Raw genomic sequence first — 18,438 nt, 5'->3', positions numbered from 1 at the left:
GCGTCATGCACCAGCCCTGGTCGGACGGGTCGATGTTGCGCACGATCGAGATGGACCGCCCGAACGGGTGCGGCGACTCGTGGACCCATCCCCACGCCGAACGGCACCGAGTAGTCGACCAGGCCGACAACCGGCCCACGCGGGTCCGAGGGATGGCTACCGAGTCGCCGGAGATCGTGCCCGCGAGCGGTTCCAACAAATGCGAGGTCGACTACTTCACGTGGGACGGCCACCACTTCGTCCAGCCCGCCGGCGCCGAGGTGGCCGTCGAGACCCTGTTCGATGCGACCCGAGAGTGTGTTGCGACCGGTCGACACCCCACGCGTTCGCAGTGGCGGCCACGCACTGAGCGACGCCGATGCGACGAGCCGCCGCTGGCCTACGACGGAGACCGAACGTAACCAGGGGGCTTCCGGAAACCGGAAGCCCCCTGGCCACATCGGAGCCGGCAACAGGATTCGAACCCGCGACCTGCTGTTTACAAGACAGCTGCTCTACCAACTGAGCTATGCCGGCACGGCTCCCCACGGGGCGAGCGCGCGCATCCAGTATAGAACCGCGGCCCCGGCGCGGACGAACCTCCCTGAACCCGCAACACACAGCAGCCCAACACACCTCGAACACACACTCCTACCTGCGAAAACGCCTACAAGTGAGTAAATTGGACTCGGCGCAACAGATCGTTCCGAAACGTGGCACAGGACACATGATCCGGGGTGCAACGGCGCGGGCCCGACAGCCGATGCCATGGGGGAACAGATGAGCAGCTAGGGAGGTGGGGCCGTATGAAACTGAAGCCGCGCGCGAGAACGGCGGGACATCGCCGGCACGCGTGGCAGATCCTCGAAGCGCCGGCCGAGGATCGCAAGCACGAAGGCGACAGCAACCGTGGTTCTCGTCAGCAACGCGGCCGCAATCTCCGGCAGCGCGCCTGGCAGATCCTCGAGGCCCCCACCGGCGAGCACCCCGCGGTCGAACCCGACGCGGCCATCGGCCCCCAGCTGCCCGACGAACCGACCGTGCACATGGTGCTCGACCTCGTCGTCCGCATCGGCGAGGTCCAGATGGCCAGCGGAGCCGGTGCCTCCGACGTCACAGCGACGATCCTCGCTCTCACCCGCGCGCTCGGCCTGCCCCACTGCGAGGTCGAGGTGATCTTCACGTCGATCACCGTGTCGTGCCACCGGGGCAGCGACCTGTCGCCGGTGACGGCGCTGCGTGTGGTCCGGTCCCGGAGCCTCGACTACACACGGCTGTCCGACACCGAACGCCTCGTGCAGAGGCTGCTCCGCAACAAGCTCAGCGCAGAGGAGGCCTACGCCGAACTGCACCGCGTCACCGGCGCCGGCCACCCGTACCCGCGGTGGGTGTCGACGCTGGCGTGGGGCGGCATGGCCGGCTTCATCGGCCTGCTGCTCGGCGGTGACATCTGGACCGCGTTGGTCGCGTTCGTGATCAGTGCCGTGACCGACCGGGTCGGCCGCATGCTGAACCGCGTCTCCATGCCGTTCTTCTTCCAGCAGATGACCGGCGGGGTGCTGGCGTCGGCGGCGGCGATCGGCGTGGTCAACCTGGGTCTGCTGCCGCTGGAGAGACCGACGTTGGTCGTGGCCGCGGCCCTGACGGTGCTGCTGTCCGGGCTGTCGACCGTCTCGGCGGTGCAGGACGCCATCACCGGCTACTACGTCACCGCGGCGGGCCGAAGTCTCGAGGTCGCCCTGATGTCGGCGGGACTGATCGCCGGCGTGGCAGGCGGCATGCAAATCGCCGAGTACTTCGGCGCCGCGAGCACCCCCGTGCCGTCGGTGCCGTCGCTACAGGTGCTGAACCTGCCGATCGTGATCCTGGCCGGCACGGGTGCGGCGGCGTGCTTCGCGCTCGCGTCGTACTCGAGCCTGCGCCCGCTGCTGGTCGCCGCGTGTGCGGGCGCGGTGGGCGCGTGCGCCTACGGCACGCTGATGGTGATCGAGGCGGGTCCGATCGTCGCGTCGGCGGTGGCGGCCACGCTCGTCGGCCTCGGCGGCGGCGTCATGGCGCGCAGACTCAAGGTGACACCGCTGGTCGTGGCCGTATCCGGCATCACTCCACTGCTGCCGGGTTTCGCGACCTACCGCGGACTGTCCGAATTGGCCGATTTCGGTAATATGACGCCGCTGATGGGTGCGGTCGCGACGGGTATCGCTCTCGCCTCGGGCGTGGTGTTCGGCGAGTTCCTCGCCCAGCCCGTCCGAACCGGACTCGGCAGACTGGAACGCAAGCTCGCCGGACCACGCATGGCCGGGCCCCTCGATCCAGGAGGAAGCCCGGAATAGCCGCGCCGCGCTAATGTTCAACCCATGGCCCCCGCGCAGGAGAAGCCGAACGCAGTGCCCACGAACGCAGCGCCATCGCACGCAATGCCCTCGAACGCAGCGCCATCGAACGCAGCACCCTCGAAGGCAGAGCCCTCGGACGTCACGCCTTCGAGCGGAGCATCGTCGAACGGAGCCGAACCCGGCGGTGCCCCGGAGCCGGGGTCCGGCCGGGAACACGCGGGAGCGGAGTTCGTGGTCGTCGCCAACCGGCTGCCGGTGGACCTCGAACGCACGGAGGACGGGAACCAGCGCTGGACACAGAGCCCCGGCGGGCTCGTGTCCGCGCTGGAACCCTTCCTCCGCTCCCGCAACGGCGCATGGGTCGGCTGGCCGGGCGTGCCCGACGTGGAGGTCGACGAGTTCAGCGATGACGGCCTCGTGCTGCACCCCGTGCGGCTGAGCTCCGCGGAGGTCCGTGACTACTACGAAGGCTTCTCCAACGCCACGCTGTGGCCGCTGTACCACGACGTCGTCGCACGCCCGATCTTCGACCGCAGCTGGTGGGACGCGTACGTGCGCGTCAACCAGCGGTTCGCCGAGGCCGCCGCGGCCGTGGCCGGCGACGGCGCCACCGTGTGGGTGCAGGACTACCAGCTGCAACTCGTGCCGACGATGCTCCGCGAACTGCGGCCGGACCTGCGCATCGGCTTCTTCCTGCACATCCCGTTCCCGCCGGTCGAGCTGTTCATGCAGCTGCCGTGGCGGGCGGAGATCGTGCGGGGCCTGATCGGTGCCGACCTCGTCGGTTTCCACCGGCCCGGCGGCGCGCAGAACTTCCTGTGGCTGGCGCGCCAGCTCATCGGACTCGAACCGAGTCGCGGCTCGGTGGGCGTGCGCTCGCGGCCCGGCATGGTGCAGGTCGACGACCGCACCGTGCGGGTCGGCGCGTTCCCCATCTCGATCGACGCCGCGGGCCTCGACAAGCTCTCCCGCACCCGATCCGTCATCGACCGTGCCGCGCAGGTGCGAGAGGAGCTGGGCAGCCCGAAGAAGATCCTGCTCGGCATCGACCGGCTCGACTACACCAAGGGCATCGACCTGCGGCTGCAAGCCTTCCACGAACTGCTGCAGGAGGGCCGCGTCGAACCGGACGACGTCACGTTCATCCAGCTGGCCACACCCAGCCGCGAACGCGTCGAGCACTACCAGCAGATGCGCGTCGACATCGAGCAGATCGTCGGGCGCATCAACGGCGAGTTCGGCCGGGTCGGGCACACGGTGCTGCACTATCTGCACCAGTCCATCGACCGCAGCGAACTCGCGGCCATGTTCCTGGCCGCCGACGTCATGGTCGTGACCCCGCTGCGCGACGGCATGAACCTCGTCTGCAAGGAGTACGTCGCTGCCCGCCACGACCTCGGCGGCGCGCTGCTGCTGTCCGAGTTCGCCGGCGCAGCGGCCGAACTGAGCAGCGCTTTCCTGGTCAACCCGCACGACCTGGACGGGGTGAAGAACGCCCTCGAACAGGCTATTAAGCTCGACCCCGCGGAAGGTCGCCGAAGGATGCGCGCCTTGCGTCGTCAAGTACTGACGCACGACGTCGACAGGTGGGCGCGCTCGTTCCTCGAAGCCCTCGGGGCCGGGCCGACGACCTGATCACTCCCCTCGCGAGGGCGGGTGTAGAAGTCACGCAGTCACTTGACGTGGGGCTCTCCGCCTGCGCCACCGCAGGTTCGCAGCGTGCAATCCCCGGCAAGCGGGCGGTTCCCCGCACGGGGACAGCCGATCAGGTGAACCGGCACTCGCCACCCGCACCGCTACGCAAGCCACTCTGCACATCTTTCCCAAGGAGGAGTGTTGACCGCCGAGGCCTTGCCCGCTGAGCTGCGGCGCGCGATCATGCAGATCGCCAGGACGCCGCGCCTGCTGGTCGCTTGCGACTACGACGGCACACTGGCGCCGATCACCGAGAAGCCCGACGAGGCACGCCCGCTGGCCGAATCGGTCGGCGCGCTCCGGTCGCTGGCCGCGCTGCACGAAACCACGACCGCCGTGATCTCCGGCCGGGCCCTGCGCGACCTCGCCACGCTGTCGCGACTGCCTGCCGAGGTGCACCTGGTCGGCAGCCACGGCTCGGAGTTCGACGTCGGCTTCGTGCACGACCTCGACGACGAATCCCGCGAGCTGCGCGACAGTATCGAGACCGAGCTCACGCGCATCGTGGACGGCGCCGCGGGCGCCGAACTGGAGGTCAAGCCCGCGGGCGTCGCGGTGCACGTCCGCCGCGCCTCGCGGCAGGACGCCGCCCGCATCGTCGACGCCGTCCACAACGGACCCTGCACGTGGGACGGCGTGTCCGTCACCGACGGCAAAGAGGTCGTCGAGCTGTCGGTCGTGCAGACGAACAAGGGCAGTGCGCTCGGCACATTGCGCCACCAGGTGGGCGCCACCGCCGCCCTGTTCATCGGCGACGACGTCACCGACGAGAAGGCGTTCGAACAGCTCACCGGCCCCGACCTGGGCATCAAGGTCGGCGACGGTGACACGCTCGCGCACCACCGGGTCGGCGACACCGAACAGGTCGCCACCATCCTGGCGTTCCTGCTCGAGGAACGCCGCAACTGGCTCTACGGCGAGCAAGCCGCCCCGATCGAACGCCTGTCGATGCTGGCCTCGGCGCGTTCGGTGGCGCTGCTGACACCCGACGCGAAACTCACCTGGCTCGCCCACCCCGGCCCCGACTCGGCGGCGGTGTTCGCCGACCTGCTGGGCGGCGAGGGCGCGGGCCACTTCACGATCGCCCCGCACCGCAACGGCCTTCCGCTCGGCCAGCGCTACCTGCCGGGCACGATGACCGTCGAGACGCGCTGGTCGCGGCTGCTGGTCACCGACTACATGGAGCCGGAAGCGCCCGCCCACCGCACCGACATCGTGCGCGTGATCTCCGGCGAGGCCACGGCGGAGATCACCTTCGCACCGCGGCCCGAGTTCGGCGGCGTGCCCGTGCGGCTGGTGCAGCATGACGAGGGGCTGCAGGTGCTCGGCACCTCCGAGGCCTTCGTGCTGCGCTCGCCCGGCGTGCAGTGGGAGATCAGCAGCGACGGCATCCACGACACGGCGACCGCGCTCGTGCAGCCACAGCCCGGCGCGCCGATCGTGCTGGAGCTGCGCTGCGGCACCACCGACCTCGGCCCGCACGAACTTCCCGAGATCGAACGCCGCGCCGAGGCGGGCCAGTACTGGAGCTCCTGGGCGGGCACGCTGAAGCTGCCCAGCGTGGAGTCCGAACTGGTCACCCGGTCGGCGCTGACCCTTCGGGGACTGATCCACGCCGACACGGGCGGCGTGATGGCGGCGGCCACGACGTCACTGCCCGAGGAGATCGGCGGCGTCCGCAACTGGGACTACCGGTACTGCTGGATCCGCGACGGCGCGATGACGATGCGCGAGCTGGTCACGCTCGGCTCGCTCCACGAAGCCGAAGCGTTCCTCGGCTGGCTGCACGGCGTGCTGTCGACACTCGCGGGACCGGAACGGCTGCACCCGCTGTACACCCTCGCCGGCACGCAGCTCGGCGCCGAGGCCGTCATCGACTCGCTGCCCGGCTACAAGGGCTCACGGCCGGTGCGCGTCGGCAACCTCGCCAACCACCAGGTGCAGCTCGACGTCTTCGGCCCCGTCGTCGAACTCGTGATGACACTCGCCGAGGCCCGCGGCGACCTGCGCGACGAGGACTGGCAGATGGTGCGGGCGATGGCCGAGGCGGTCAGCCGCCGCTGGGACGAACCCGACCACGGCATCTGGGAGGAGCGGCACGTGCCCCGGCACCGCGTGTACTCCCGCGTGATGTGCTGGCAGACGCTCGACCTGGCCATCCGTCTCGGCGAGGTATACGGCCGCGAGATCCCGGCGAGCTGGCCGGAACTGCGCGACGAGATCGCCGCCGACGTGCTCGAGAACGGCTGGAACGCCGAGGTCAAGGCCTACACCACGGCCTACGACGGCACCGACCTCGACGCCGCGTCGCTGTTCGTCGGCCTGGCCGGCCTGCTCGACCCGCAGGACGAGCGGTTCCAGCAGACGGTCACCGCGATCGAGGCCGAGCTGCGCAGCGGTGCGACCGTGTACCGCTACCACCGCGACGACGGCCTGCCCGGCGGCGAAGGCGGCTTCCACCTGTGCGCCGCGTGGCTCATCGAGGCGTACCTGCTCACCGGACGGCGCACGGAGGCCGAGGAGCTGTTCGACCAGCTCGTCGACGCCGCGGGCCCGACCGGGCTGCTGCCGGAACAGTACGACCCGGTCGCCGAGCGTTCACTCGGCAATCATCCGCAGGCGTACTCCCACATCGGACTCATCCGCTGCGCGAGGCTGCTCTCGCGGTGACGACGTCCGTCGATGGGGCTGTCCGGTCACAAGATCGGACAGCCCCATTTTGTGATTCACATCACAAAATGGCCGAGTATGCACCAGCACGCGCGCCTCGGTACGTCCCTCCCGCGTAGCCGGCCGGGGCGTACGTCGGGGGCGTCCCGGCCGGCTGACCGGAACGCCACGCCGCACGGCCCGGCGTCTGATCGAGCGCGCCGCCCTCCGCCCTCGATCTGCCTCCACCCTCGATCTGCCCCGCGCCCGCGTTCAGACCCCGGCGGCCTTCCGCGAAGCGCGCACCAGATCCTCGACGAGGCCGTCCGGAATCGGTTTGCGCGGCGTGAAGGTGATGCCTGTCTTCGTGGACTTCAGGCCGGCGGCCGCGATCGCGTCGGCATGCTCGGCGACAGCGCCCGGCTGGACATACAGCCCGCACTGTTTGCTGAATGCCGCATAGCTCGCGATCACAGTGCCGTCGATGCTGAAACCCGGCATGTTGTACGCGACGATCTCCTCCGCGTCCGGCAGCACGCGTGCCAACAGCTCACGCAGTGGAGTCAATGAAGGCCGGAGCGCTTCGGGCGCAGCCGCGATGTAGGCGTCGTGGTCCGCGATCGATGTCATGGCGGCGTCTCACTTCCTCGGGTGACCAGGCACTGACAACACATCCGCGCCGGGCACGCTCCCCAAGGCCCGCACGGTCGATCCAGCCCGCACGGTCGATCGAGCCCGCACGACCCTTCATCCTGCCAGGCAACCTCAGCGACACCAGGCGGAACGACGGGCCTCGACGGCACCCGTCAATCGGGGACGTACTGGACCGCGTGGACGGCGCTGGCCAGGTCGGCGACCTCGAGAGCCTTGATGCCGTCGGGCAGCGGCCCCGGATCCGGCGGTACGAGCGCATGCGTGAAACCCATGCGCGCCGCTTCGGTCAACCGTCTGCCGACCCCGGTCACCCGCCGCACCTCACCGGCGAGGCCGACCTCCCCGATCGCGACCAGCTTCGGCGACAGCGCCTGATCGGTGAACGCCGACGACACCGCGAGCGCAGCCGCGAGGTCCACCGCGGGCTCGGTCACCTTCATCCCGCCGACGGTGGCCACGTAGACGTCCTTGTCTCCGAGCTGCACGCCACCACGCTTCTCCAGCACGGCCAGCACCATGCTCACGCGCGAGGAGTCGAGCCCACTGACCGCGCGCCGCGGCTGATTCAGGTACGACTTCCCGACGAGCGCCTGCACCTCGGCCAACAGTGGACGCTTGCCCTCGACCGTCACGGTCACCGCGGTACCCGGAACCGCTTCGGCATGTCGGTTGACGAACAGCCCCGACGGGTCGGGAACACCCGCAATGCCGTCGTCGCGCAGTTCGAAACACCCGATCTCGTCGGCGGCCCCGAACCGGTTCTTCACCCCGCGGACCATGCGCAACGTCGAATGCCGGTCACCTTCGAAGTGCAGGACGACGTCGACGAGGTGCTCCAGCACGCGCGGCCCCGCGACCGAACCCTCCTTGGTGACGTGCCCGACGAGCACCACCGGCAGTCCTCGTTCCTTGGCGAGCGCGACGAGCGCCGACGTGACCGCCCGGACCTGGGTGACACCGCCCGGCGAGCTGTCGACCTGCGGGGACGACATGGTCTGGACCGAGTCGACGATCAGCAAGCCGGGCTTGACGTCGTCGACGTGCCCCAGCAGCGCGGACAGGTCGCTCTCGGCGGCGAGGAACATGGCGTCGTCGACGTTGCCGGTGCGCTCGGCGCGCAGGCGCACCTGTCCCGCCGATTCCTCGCCTGTGACGTACAACGCCGCCGAGCCGCTCTCCGCCGCCCAGCGGTACGCGACCTCGAGCAGCAGGGTCGACTTGCCGACCCCGGGCTCGCCTGCCAACAGCACCACGACGCCGGGTACGAGCCCGCCGCCCAGCACCCGGTCGAGCTCGGACACACCGGTCGGAGCCGCCCGCGACGACTCGACGTCCACCTGCGCGATGGGCCGCGCGGGCGCGCTCGGCGCGCCCGCGGCCACGCGCGCGACCTGCGGACGCGCGTCACCGCGTTCCTCGATCGTCCCCCACGCCTGGCATTCCGGGCACCGGCCGACCCATTTGGCGACCTCGTAGCCGCATTCGGCGCAGCGGTAGGTACTCGACGTCTTCTTGGCCACGCCGGGGACCGTATCGGCCGCCACCGACAGTCCGGCGCCGCCGGCCACCGGCACGGGCCGCGGCGAGCCGGCGACTGCAGCGACCCGGCGAGCTTCGACTCAGCGGACTCCGACTCAGCGGATTCCGACTCAGTGGCCTCCGCCGCCGTGCTCCTCGTCGTCGGCGGGAGCGTCGTGCCGCGGCTCGTCCGAAACCTTCACGGGCAGCACCACCTCGACGGTGCCCGCGTCGCGGAAGGTCAGCGTCGCCCTGACGTCCTGGCCGGGCCGGATCTCCCGCTTCAGGCCTTCGAGCGTGACCTCGCCGTCCAGCTGGCCGGCGTCGGGCTTGCCGGGGCCGACGGCGAGCGTGGTGTCGGCGGGCAGCGACGTCTCGCCGGCGATCGCGACGTTCTCAGCGGCGTCGCTCGTCACCGACTGCAGCTCGTCGGCCCGCTCGCCGGAGTTGACGATGCTCATGACCACGTCGGCGTCCGAGCCCTCCAGGTACGCGGCGGGCTGCACGTTCTCGGGGAAGGCGAGCTCGGCGTTGCGCACGGCGATGTCGCCCACCTCGGTCGAACCACCGTTGACGCCCGCGACCTGGGTGTCCGTCTGCGTGATCTGGCCTGCGCTGCATCCCGCGACGAGGAGCGAGATACCTGCGATGCCCGCACCGATCATGCGACGTTTCACTGCTCGAGTCCTTCCTTGCGCCTGCAACGCGTCACCTCCCCTCCCGGGAGAAGAGGTACAAAGGCAGACTATCCCGGCCGCCGCGGGCAGACATCACCTGGTGGCGAGCACGACACTGGGTAGGGGCCGACACCCCTGACCGGGCACTTCACCGGGAATCGGACAGCGAAAATGTCCATAATGGATTTCAAAACCGCGGGAAACGGATCCCGGCCCACCTGCGTGAGTATACGAATTCCGCCGTTGTCAAGCCCCCTAAGCCGTATGATTAGCCCACTGACCTGCGAGGACGAAGGCAGCCGCCTGGTTGGGCACACGTCGGACGTGCTAAGCTGGATACAGCGAAAGGGGCAGAGGACACATGGTTTTTAAGGTCGGAGAGACCGTCGTCTACCCGCACCACGGTGCCGCACTCATCGAAGCGATCGAGACCCGCGTGATCAAGGGCGAGGAAAAGCAGTACCTCGTCCTCAAGGTCGCGCAGGGTGATCTGACCGTTCGCGTTCCCGCTGACAACGCCGAGATCGTCGGTGTTCGTGACGTCGTGGGCGAAGACGGCCTCAATCACGTTTTCGACGTGCTGCGTGCTCCCCACACCGACGAACCGACCAACTGGTCGCGTCGGTACAAGGCCAACCTGGAGAAGCTCGCCTCCGGCGATGTGAACAAGGTGGCCGAAGTGGTGCGCGACCTCTGGCGGCGGGAGAAGGATCGTGGCTTGTCCGCCGGTGAGAAGCGGATGCTGGCCAAGGCGCGACAGATCCTCGTGAGCGAGCTGGCGCTCGCCGAAGGTACCGACGAAGGCAAGGCCGAGGTGCTGCTCGACGAGGTTCTCGAAACCGCGGTCGTCTAGCTCCAGCGATTGCACAAGGTCATAGGACCCTGAACGTCATCGCACTGGTTCCGCTCGGGGACGGGGATGCTTCGCGCTCCGGCGCGTTGCTTCCCGTTCGCGGGGAACCGTTGTTGTCACATGCCGTGCACGGCCTGCTCGACTCCGGCTGCGTGGACCGGATCGTCGTGGCGGGACCGGCACGGCATCGTGCTTCCTACCCATCTCTGACCTGCGACGGCGACCGTGTCGTGTTCGCCGCCGAGCCGACCCAGGCAGACTCCGCCAAGGGCGCGAACTCCGGGGATCATGCGCTGCGCTCGGCGCTGTCGACCGCGGCACCCGGCCCTGACGACGTCGTGCTGGTACACGACGCGACGCGTGCGTTCGTCCCGGCATCCGTGGTCTCGGCTGTCGTCGACGCGGTCCGCGACGGGGCGGCAGGGGCCGTTCCGGTCGAGCCCGTCGCCGACACGGTCAAGGTCGTCGACACCGAGGGGATCGTCCACGGCACCCGCGACCGGTCGCTGCTCCGGCACGCGCAGGCACCCGTCGCCGTCCGCGCCGACGTCCTCGCCGAGCTGCTCACCGGTGACGCGGGCCCCACCGACGCCGCCGAGCTGATCACGCGGCTCGACGGTCGCGCCCGCCCCGTTCCCGGTGACCCGCACGGCATGGGCGTCCACACTCCGTTCGACGTCGCCGTCATCGAAGCACTGCTGAGTACGGAGAACACCGCATGACCCGCATCGGCCAAGGCGTCGACATCCATCCGATCGAAGCAGGCAGGCCGTGCTGGATGGCCGGGCTGCTCTGGCCCGACGACGACGGCTGCGCAGGCCATTCCGACGGCGACGTCGCCTCCCACGCGCTGTGCGACGCGCTGCTGTCCGCCGCCGGGCTCGGTGACCTGGGTGCGGTGTTCGGCACGGGCGATCCGCGCTGGTCGGGTGCCCACGGAGCGGAACTGTTGGCCGAGGTGCGCCGCCGTGTCGAGACGGCCGGTTTCGGCGTAGGCAACGCGGTCGTGCAGGTCATCGGCAACCGCCCCCGGATCGGCATCCGCAGGGACGAGGCGCAGCAGGTGCTCTCGGACGCCGTCGGAGGTCCGGTCGGCGTCTCGGCCACCACTACGGACGGCCTCGGCCTCACGGGACGCGGCGAGGGCGTCGCCGCGATCGCCACGGCACTGCTGCTGCCCCGCTGAGCACGAGTGCCGCCGGATACGTGGCCACCTCGGAGATCACGACCGCAGCGCCGCACCGGTAGTCTCGTCGGCATGGCGATACAGGCGGTGATGTTCGACTTCTCGGGGACGCTGTTCCGGCTCGAACACCGGCAGTCGTGGTTCACCGGCCTCGTCGACGACGACGGCAGGCCCCTCGACGCCGACGAGCAGGCGGAGCTGATGCGCCGCATGACCGCACCCGTCACCCTCACCGTGGACCTCGACGAGCAGCACCGCGAGGCCTGGGAGCACCGCGACCTCGACCCGGAGCTGCATCACAAGGCCTACCTGGAGATCCTCAAGCAGAGCGGCGTCCCCGGCACCGACCAGGCGGAAGCGCTGTACCGCAGGCTCATCGACCCGGCCGAGTGGACGCCGTATCCGGACACCGCGAGCGTGCTGAAGGAGCTCTCCGGCGCGGGCGTCAAGGTCGGGGTACTCAGCAACATCGCGTTCGACATCCGGCCCGCGTTCACAGCCAGGGGCCTGGACGCCTATGTCGACGAGTTCGTGCTGTCGTACGAGGTCGGCTACGTCAAGCCGGATCCGGCGGTGTTCCGGATCCTGGTCGAACGCCTCGGCAGCCCCGCCGAAAGTACTCTCATGGTCGGCGACCACACCGACGCCGACGGCGGGGCGACCGGCATCGGCTGCGAGTTCGCGCTGGTCGAGCCGCTGCCCACGGCCGAACGGACCGACGGACTACGCGCCGCCCTCCGCGAGCACGGCGCGCTGTAGCCCGTACCATTTCGGGCGTGGCCCTTCATCTCTACGACACCGCGACCAGGGACGTACGGGAGTTTCATCCCGCACGCAGTGGAACGGCGTCCATGTACGTCTGTGGGGCCACCGTCCAGGGCGTCCCCCACATCGGGCACGTCCGTGGCGCACTGAACTACGACGTCCTGCGCCGCTGGCTCGTCCACAACGGACTGGACGTGCTGCTGGTCCGCAACGTCACCGACATCGACGACAAGATCCTCACCAAGGCCGCCGACGCGGGCAGGCCCTGGTGGGAGTGGGCCGCCACGCACGAGCGCGCCTTCGAGGACGCCTTCACCGTGTTGGGCTGCCTGCCACCGTCGATCACGCCGCGCGCCACCGGCCACGTCACGCAGATGATCGAGCTCATCCAGCGACTCATCGACCGGGACGCCGCCTACGTCTCGGGCGGCGACGTCTACTTCTCCGTGACGTCGCTTCCCGACTACGGCACGCTGTCCGGCCAGCGCCCCGACGAGGTGCAGCAGGGCGAGACGGGAGCCGGCGGCAAGCGCGACCCGCGCGATTTCACGCTGTGGAAGGCCGCCAAGCCCGGCGAGCCGTCGTGGCCGACGCCGTGGGGCGACGGCCGGCCCGGCTGGCACCTCGAATGCTCCGCCATGGCGACGACGTACCTCGGCTCGGAGTTCGACATCCACGGCGGCGGCGTCGATCTGGTCTTCCCTCACCACGAGAACGAACGCGCGCAGTCCCACGCGGCAGGCGACGGCTTCGCCCGGTACTGGCTGCACAACGCCTGGGTGACGCTGTCCGGCGAGAAGATGTCGAAGTCGCTCGGCAACATCGTGGCGATCCCGGAGATGCTGCGGAAGTGCAGGCCCGTCGAACTGCGCTATTACCTGATCCAGCCGCACTACCGGTCGACGATCGAGTACTCCGACGAGGCGCTGGCCGAGGCCGCGCAGGGGTACCGCCGCGTGGAACAGTTCCTGCGCCGCGCGGGCGGCACGACCGGGGTGCGCATCGGCGAGGTCCCCGCGGAGTTCGCCGCCGCCCTCGACGACGACCTCGGCACCCCGCAGGCGTTCGCGGTCCTGCACAACACCGTGCGCGACGGCAACACCGCGCTCGACGCCGGTGACGAGACGAAGGCGCTCGAATTCGCCGAGTCGGTGCGCGCGATGGTCCACGTGCTCGGCCTCGACCCGCTGTCTGAGCAGTGGCAGGACGCGGCGAGCCACAGCGGTGAGGCCCATGCACTGGCCACGCTCGTCGACGCACTACTCGACGAGCGCACGCGAGCCAGGGCCGACAGGGACTTCACCCGTGCGGACGCCATTCGCGACCAGCTGACCACCGCGGGCATCGCGGTGGAGGACACCCCCAATGGTCCATCGTGGACAGTGAGGGATTGAGGACATGGCCGGTAACTCCCGTCGCCGCGGCGCGGTCCGCAAAGAGGGCACCAAGAAGGGTCAGGTCGTCGGTTCCGGCGGCAACCGGCGCAAGGGGCTCGAAGGCAAGGGACCGACGCCGAAGGGCGAGAACCGCCCGGGGCACCCGAAGCAGAAGAAGGCCACTCAGCAGGCCAAGCGCGAGGACAACCGGCAGCGCGCGCAGAAGAAGGCCGCCGAGGGCCCTGAGATCATCGCGGGCCGCAACCCGGTTGTCGAGTCGCTGCGCACCGGCGTTCCGGCGACGGCACTGTACGTCGCGCTGAACATCGACGCCGACGACCGCGTCAAGGAGGCCGTGCAGCAGGCCGCCGACAAGGGGATCTCCATCCTCGAGGTGCCACGCGACGAGCTGGACCGCAAGACCGGCGGCGCCGTGCACCAAGGCCTCGGCCTGCAGGTGCCGCCGTTCGAGTACGCGCACCCCGACGATCTGCTCGCCGCCGCGCACGACTCGGGTGAACCGCCACTGATCGTCGCGCTCGACGGCGTGACCGATCCGCGCAACCTCGGCGCCGTGATCCGCTCGGCCGCCGCCTTTGGCGCACACGGCGTGCTGCTGCCGCAGCGGCGCAGCGCGGGCATGACGGCCGTCGCGTGGCGCACCAGCGCGGGCACCGCGGCCAAGCTGCCGGTTGCTGTGGCGACGAACCTGACCCGGCAGCTGCAGTCGTGGGCGTCCGAAGGCGTGATGGTCGCCGGGCTGGACGCGGACGCCACGCTCGACGTCGACGGTCTGGACATCGCCACCGACCCGTTGGTGGTCGTCGTCGGCTCCGAGGGACGTGGCCTGTCCCGCCTGGTGCGCGACAACTGCGACGTCACCGTGTCCATCCCGATGTCGCCGGAGGTCGAGTCGCTCAACGCGTCGGTGGCCGCCGCCGTGCTGATGGCCGAGGTCGCCCGGCGCCGTCGGGCGGCCGGGCGGGTGTAAGAAACGGCGCGGCCGGGCGGGTGTAAGAAACGGCGCGGCCGGGCGGGTGTGAGAAACGGCGCGGCCGAGCGCGTGTAAGACACGGCGCGACTGGTCGGGTATACACCGCGCTGCCGAGCAGGTGTGAGCGGCCGGTGGGAGTCGCGTGGCACGGTGTGTCCGGATGGACACGGTGCGGCCACGCCGGTGCGGATCTCCTCGGCAGGTGTGAATCACACCGCGGCAAGGTGCCGGTATCGGGCGTACACGACTTCCCGCTGAGCTAGGGTCTCCTCGGATCAGCCGAGGGGGCCCGCCGGATGTCGTTCGTTTCACCACTGTTCCTGTGGTACTTCCTGCCCGCGATGCTCGTCGCGGTGTTGGTGTGCCCGCGGGCGTGGCGCAACGGCATCGTCGCCGTCGGCAGTCTGATCTTCTACGCCACCGGCGCCGGTGCGTTCACGCTGCTGCTTATCGCGTGCATGGTGGTGAACTTCCTCGCGGGCCCCGCACTCGAACCGGACGACTGGGGGCTGGGCGGCAGCTCCCGCAGGCGCAGACTGCTGATCGGTGTCATCGCGTTCGACCTGTCGATCCTGCTGGTGTGGAAGTACGCGGGATTCGCCACCGAGCAGATCGCGTGGTTCGCGCAGCTGTTCGGCGGCGACTTCCCCGTCGCCGAACTGGCCCTGCCCATCGGCATCTCGTTCTTCACTTTTCACCACATTTCGTACATCGTCGACATCTACCGCGGTGAGCGCCGCGCGCTGCGCAACCCGGTGTCGTTCGGCACGTACATCGCGATGTTCCCGCAGCTGGCGGCGGGGCCGATCGTGCGATACCACGAGATCGCCGACCAGCTGCCGCAGCACCGCCACCACCGGTTGGACGACATCGCCGCCGGGTTCCCCCGGTTCGCGCTGGGCCTGTGCAAGAAGGCCGTCATCGCCGACTCGCTGGCCCCGTTCGTCGCCGCGTGCTTTTCCACGCCGGCCGACGAGATGACGTTCGCGATCGCGTGGCTCGGCGCCATCGCGTTCACGCTGCAGCTGTTCTTCGACTTCTCCGGTTACTCCGACATGGCCATCGGCCTGGGCCGCATGCTCGGGTTCCGCCTGCCGGAGAACTTCGCCCGGCCATACTCCTCGGTCACGATCACGGACTTCTGGCGACGCTGGCACATGTCCCTGTCGCGCTGGTTCCGCGACTACGTCTACATCCCGCTCGGCGGCAATCGCTCCGGTGGCCACAAGACGTACCGCAACCTGTGGATCGTGTTCGTGCTGACGGGGTTCTGGCACGGTGCGGCGTGGACGTACGTGATCTGGGGCGTGTACCACGGTGCGCTGCTCGTCCTGGAACGCGCGACCGGCTGGGCGCACACGCCGGATTCCACCGGTCCGCGGATCGCGCGGCGCGCCCTGACGCTCGTGCTCGTGATCATCGGCTGGGTGTTCTTCCGCGCTCCCGACCTGGGCCAGGCGCTGTCGATGATCGGGCACATGTTCGCACCGGACTTCGACGGCCTCACGGATGTCGCGGCCTCGGCACTGACGAATCAGCGGCTGGTGTTGCTGCTGCTCGCCGCGGTGGTGTTCGTGCTGCCCGCGACTCCGGTCATGGGGCCGCTACTCGAATCGGCACGGACGAAGCAGGCGAACGCCCTCCGCGTCGGCGTCATGACGGTCGGCGTCGCCTACGCCGCGATCCTGGTCGCCACGGGCACCTTCAGCCCGTTCCTCTACTACCAGTTCTGAGGGCACCGGTTCGACGACCTGCCGCGTGTCCTGCGCTCAGCACCGCGTGTCCTGCACTCAGGGCCGCGTGTCCTGCATTCAGGGCCGCGTGTCCTGCATTCAGGGCCGCAGCGGTGTTGCTCCCGCCCGTCGCCCACCACCGCTCGACCGAGCGGAGCAGCGCGAACCGGTAGGCAGACACGACGTGGGCGGCAACCCGTCGTGTCGCACTTTCCGGGGCGCGTGTCGCGGGTTCCGGAGCGCGTGTTGCGGATGCAGGGCCGACTATTGCGGTTACGCGTGGTCCGGCATCCGCTTGAGGATGCGGTGGACGGTCAGCCACGTGCGGGTCGTGATGTCCTTGCCGAACTGCCGTTCCAGCCAGGTCATGAAGAACGGTGACGACGTGTTGTCCGAAACAGCCAGCACGGCGCGCGCAGCGGTGTCGTAGCCGACCATGCGAACCGTCGGATCGCCGGTTTCCGGGAACGAGGTCGGCACCGGGTCGAGCGGCGACTTCAGGAATGTCGCCGTCAAATACGTCTCGCGCGTGTGCTCCAGATCCCCGAACGGTTCGCCATCGGCAAGGGCCTGCAATTCGGTGCGGCTGCGCACGATGGTTCCGCCGCCGATTCCCAGTTCGCCGCGCAGGGCGGACTGGATCCGGTCCTCGAGCGCCGCGGTGTCGGTGGTTTCCGTTGCGAACACGATGTTTCCGCTGGACAGTACCGAAACCACGCCGGTGAATCCCAGGCCGTCGAACACCTCGCGCAGCTTCTCATTGCGCATGTTCGGGTTACCGGGGCCTATCCCCCGCAGCAGTGCGCAGTACCACGTCGACGTCACACCGCCACCCTATGCCGAAACCCCGACACCGGCGCACGGATGCGACGTCCTGCATGAGTGCAGGACACGCGGTGCTGAGTGCAGGACACGCGCGAGGGTCAGCCGGTGAGCGTGGCCTCGATGATCTCGTACGAACTCGTCTCCGCGGTGGGCACCACGCGGTCCAGGCGGAATCCGGCGTTCGCCAGCAGGTCGGTGAACTCAGGCAGCGTGCGCTCACGACCGGTGACCATTCCCAGCATTGTCAGATCCACCTGTTTGCTGGCATGCACTTCGCCGGTGATGGGCATGATCATCTCGACCACCACGAGCCGCGCTCCCACGGCGGCCGTACGGGCGATCCGCGTCAACAGGGCCTTACAGGATTCGTCGTCCCAATCGTGCAGCACCGTCGACAGCACGTAGACGTCGGCGACCGGCACCGCCTCGAAGAAACTGCCGCCGACCACATCGACACGACCGTCGAACCCCTCCTCGGCGACACGCGTACGCGCAGCAGGGACGACCGCAGGCAGGTCGTGCACGACGCCCCGGCGATCCGGATGCTCGCGCAACAATCGGAGCAACACCGATCCGTCCGCGCCGCCGAGGTCGGCGACGAGCTCCCCGGCGGGCAGCCGATACCCGGAAAACACGTCGCTCTGCATGCCATCGGTAACCGAAGCCATGGCGGCACTGAACTGTTCCGCCCGCTCCGGTTCAGCGTTCAACCACTCGAAAAAGGACTGTCCGAAGTAGATGTCGGCGGCGGGGCGTCCTGTTCGGACCGTATCGACGAAACGCTCGAACGGCAGGTAATGCGTTTCCATCAGCATGATGGCCAGGTCACGCAACGACCCTGACACGTTCGAAGCGAGTGTCGCGCCCAAATCGGCGAGGACGAACTCCGTGTCGCCGCGTTGTTCCACGACGCCGAAGTCGGTCAGTGTTCGCAATACCCGTTTCACCGCAAGAGCGTCGGTGCCCGTGCTCGCCGCGATCTCGGCGACCTCGCTGACGCCCTCATTCATCACCGTCGCGATGTCGAGCTTCGCGACGGCATACAACGCCTGCGACACCTCGAAACCCGCGAGCAGCCGCACCATTCGTTCCGGGCCCGCGCCCTGTTCCGGCGTCGCCCCGTCCCCTCCGGTCGCCATTCGTGACCCTCCCGGCGGTCGGCACACCGGCGAACCATCGCGACAACAGGATCGTGCGA

At 69.3% G+C, this 18,438-nt stretch carries 16 protein-coding genes and 1 tRNA gene; 11 read left to right on the top strand and 6 right to left on the bottom strand.

Annotation, left to right across the window (positions count from 1 at the left end; translation table 11 throughout):
- The first annotated feature begins 5 nt into the window (after window positions 1–5).
- A complete protein-coding gene (locus FB384_RS11350) occupies window positions 6–401 on the top strand; it encodes a hypothetical protein (protein ID WP_183782484.1) in 396 nt (131 codons plus the stop codon).
- A gap of 42 nt (window positions 402–443) precedes the next feature.
- Here FB384_RS11350 and FB384_RS11345 read toward each other — a convergent pair.
- Window positions 444–516, bottom strand: a tRNA-Thr gene (locus tag FB384_RS11345).
- Window positions 517–785: 269 nt separating this feature from the next.
- Here FB384_RS11345 and FB384_RS11340 point away from each other — a divergent pair.
- The 3 genes from FB384_RS11340 (at window position 786) to otsB (ending at window position 6,680) form a co-directional block, all read left to right on the top strand.
- A complete protein-coding gene (locus tag FB384_RS11340; RefSeq protein ID WP_183782481.1) occupies window positions 786–2,312 on the top strand; it encodes a threonine/serine exporter family protein in 1,527 nt (508 codons plus the stop codon).
- A gap of 234 nt (window positions 2,313–2,546) precedes the next feature.
- A complete protein-coding gene (locus tag FB384_RS11335) occupies window positions 2,547–3,950 on the top strand; it encodes an alpha,alpha-trehalose-phosphate synthase (UDP-forming) (RefSeq protein ID WP_183782478.1) in 1,404 nt (467 codons plus the stop codon).
- Between the two features lie 201 nt (window positions 3,951–4,151).
- A complete protein-coding gene (gene otsB / locus FB384_RS11330; RefSeq protein WP_228726008.1) occupies window positions 4,152–6,680 on the top strand; it encodes a trehalose-phosphatase in 2,529 nt (842 codons plus the stop codon).
- Between the two features lie 252 nt (window positions 6,681–6,932).
- Here otsB and FB384_RS11325 read toward each other — a convergent pair whose 3' ends face one another.
- From FB384_RS11325 to FB384_RS11315, 3 genes are all read right to left on the bottom strand, one after another.
- Window positions 6,933–7,289 carry an iron chaperone gene (locus FB384_RS11325; protein WP_183782475.1) on the bottom strand — a complete coding sequence of 119 codons (357 nt, stop codon included), beginning with the start codon at window positions 7,287–7,289 and terminating at the stop codon, window positions 6,933–6,935.
- A 176-nt stretch (window positions 7,290–7,465) separates the two neighbouring features.
- Window positions 7,466–8,833, bottom strand: coding sequence for a DNA repair protein RadA (gene radA / locus FB384_RS11320; RefSeq protein WP_183782472.1), 1,368 nt, complete (start codon window positions 8,831–8,833; stop codon window positions 7,466–7,468).
- Between the two features lie 129 nt (window positions 8,834–8,962).
- Window positions 8,963–9,508 (bottom strand): copper chaperone PCu(A)C, encoded by a 546-nt coding sequence (locus FB384_RS11315; protein ID WP_258937092.1) that lies wholly within the window; start codon window positions 9,506–9,508, stop codon window positions 8,963–8,965.
- A gap of 361 nt (window positions 9,509–9,869) precedes the next feature.
- On the opposite strand from FB384_RS11315, the gene FB384_RS11310 reads away from it, so the two are divergent.
- The 7 genes from FB384_RS11310 (at window position 9,870) to FB384_RS11280 (ending at window position 16,415) form a co-directional block, all read left to right on the top strand.
- Entirely contained in the window at window positions 9,870–10,361 is a 492-nt protein-coding gene (locus FB384_RS11310; RefSeq protein ID WP_030532268.1) for a CarD family transcriptional regulator, read from the top strand.
- An 86-nt stretch (window positions 10,362–10,447) separates the two neighbouring features.
- Window positions 10,448–11,083, top strand: a complete 636-nt coding sequence (locus FB384_RS11305) for an IspD/TarI family cytidylyltransferase (protein ID WP_228726007.1) — start codon at window positions 10,448–10,450, stop codon at window positions 11,081–11,083.
- Complete coding sequence (gene ispF, locus FB384_RS11300; protein WP_183782469.1) at window positions 11,080–11,547, top strand: 2-C-methyl-D-erythritol 2,4-cyclodiphosphate synthase; 468 nt, start codon at window positions 11,080–11,082, stop codon at window positions 11,545–11,547. Before FB384_RS11305 ends, ispF begins: the two co-directional genes overlap by 4 nt.
- A gap of 72 nt (window positions 11,548–11,619) precedes the next feature.
- On the top strand, window positions 11,620–12,306 hold the full coding sequence (locus tag FB384_RS11295) for an HAD family hydrolase (protein WP_183782466.1): 687 nt from the start codon (window positions 11,620–11,622) through the stop codon (window positions 12,304–12,306).
- Window positions 12,307–12,323: 17 nt separating this feature from the next.
- Window positions 12,324–13,706 (top strand): cysteine--tRNA ligase, encoded by a 1,383-nt coding sequence (gene cysS / locus FB384_RS11290; protein ID WP_183782463.1) that lies wholly within the window; start codon window positions 12,324–12,326, stop codon window positions 13,704–13,706.
- A 4-nt stretch (window positions 13,707–13,710) separates the two neighbouring features.
- On the top strand, window positions 13,711–14,679 hold the full coding sequence (gene rlmB / locus FB384_RS11285) for a 23S rRNA (guanosine(2251)-2'-O)-methyltransferase RlmB (RefSeq protein WP_183782460.1): 969 nt from the start codon (window positions 13,711–13,713) through the stop codon (window positions 14,677–14,679).
- Between the two features lie 299 nt (window positions 14,680–14,978).
- Entirely contained in the window at window positions 14,979–16,415 is a 1,437-nt protein-coding gene (locus FB384_RS11280) for an MBOAT family O-acyltransferase (protein ID WP_183782457.1), read from the top strand.
- Between the two features lie 273 nt (window positions 16,416–16,688).
- On the opposite strand, the gene FB384_RS11275 is transcribed toward FB384_RS11280, so the two are convergent.
- Window positions 16,689–17,240, bottom strand: coding sequence for a DUF1697 domain-containing protein (locus tag FB384_RS11275; RefSeq protein WP_221212698.1), 552 nt, complete (start codon window positions 17,238–17,240; stop codon window positions 16,689–16,691).
- Between the two features lie 98 nt (window positions 17,241–17,338).
- Window positions 17,339–18,379 (bottom strand): methyltransferase, encoded by a 1,041-nt coding sequence (locus FB384_RS11270; protein WP_183782453.1) that lies wholly within the window; start codon window positions 18,377–18,379, stop codon window positions 17,339–17,341.
- Window positions 18,380–18,438 lie beyond the last annotated feature (59 nt).

Origin of the sequence: Prauserella sediminis, assembly GCF_014195435.1 — a bacterium.
GTDB classification, from domain to species: domain Bacteria; phylum Actinomycetota; class Actinomycetes; order Mycobacteriales; family Pseudonocardiaceae; genus Prauserella; species Prauserella salsuginis.
This window is presented reverse-complemented; position numbering and strand designations above follow the sequence as displayed.

Excerpts from the sequence above, each read along its gene's own strand:
- FB384_RS11350 (WP_183782484.1), top strand. The coding sequence starts at position 6 with ATGCACCAGCCCTGGTCGGACGGGTCGATGTTGCGCACGATCGAGATG.
- FB384_RS11340 (WP_183782481.1), top strand. The coding sequence starts at position 786 with ATGAAACTGAAGCCGCGCGCGAGAACGGCGGGACATCGCCGGCACGCG.
- FB384_RS11325 (WP_183782475.1), bottom strand. The coding sequence starts at position 7,289 with ATGACATCGATCGCGGACCACGACGCCTACATCGCGGCTGCGCCCGAA.
- FB384_RS11310 (WP_030532268.1), top strand. The coding sequence starts at position 9,870 with ATGGTTTTTAAGGTCGGAGAGACCGTCGTCTACCCGCACCACGGTGCC.
- ispF (WP_183782469.1), top strand. The coding sequence starts at position 11,080 with ATGACCCGCATCGGCCAAGGCGTCGACATCCATCCGATCGAAGCAGGC.
- FB384_RS11295 (WP_183782466.1), top strand. The coding sequence starts at position 11,620 with ATGGCGATACAGGCGGTGATGTTCGACTTCTCGGGGACGCTGTTCCGG.
- rlmB (WP_183782460.1), top strand. The coding sequence starts at position 13,711 with ATGGCCGGTAACTCCCGTCGCCGCGGCGCGGTCCGCAAAGAGGGCACC.
- FB384_RS11280 (WP_183782457.1), top strand. The coding sequence starts at position 14,979 with ATGTCGTTCGTTTCACCACTGTTCCTGTGGTACTTCCTGCCCGCGATG.
- FB384_RS11270 (WP_183782453.1), bottom strand. The coding sequence starts at position 18,379 with ATGGCGACCGGAGGGGACGGGGCGACGCCGGAACAGGGCGCGGGCCCG.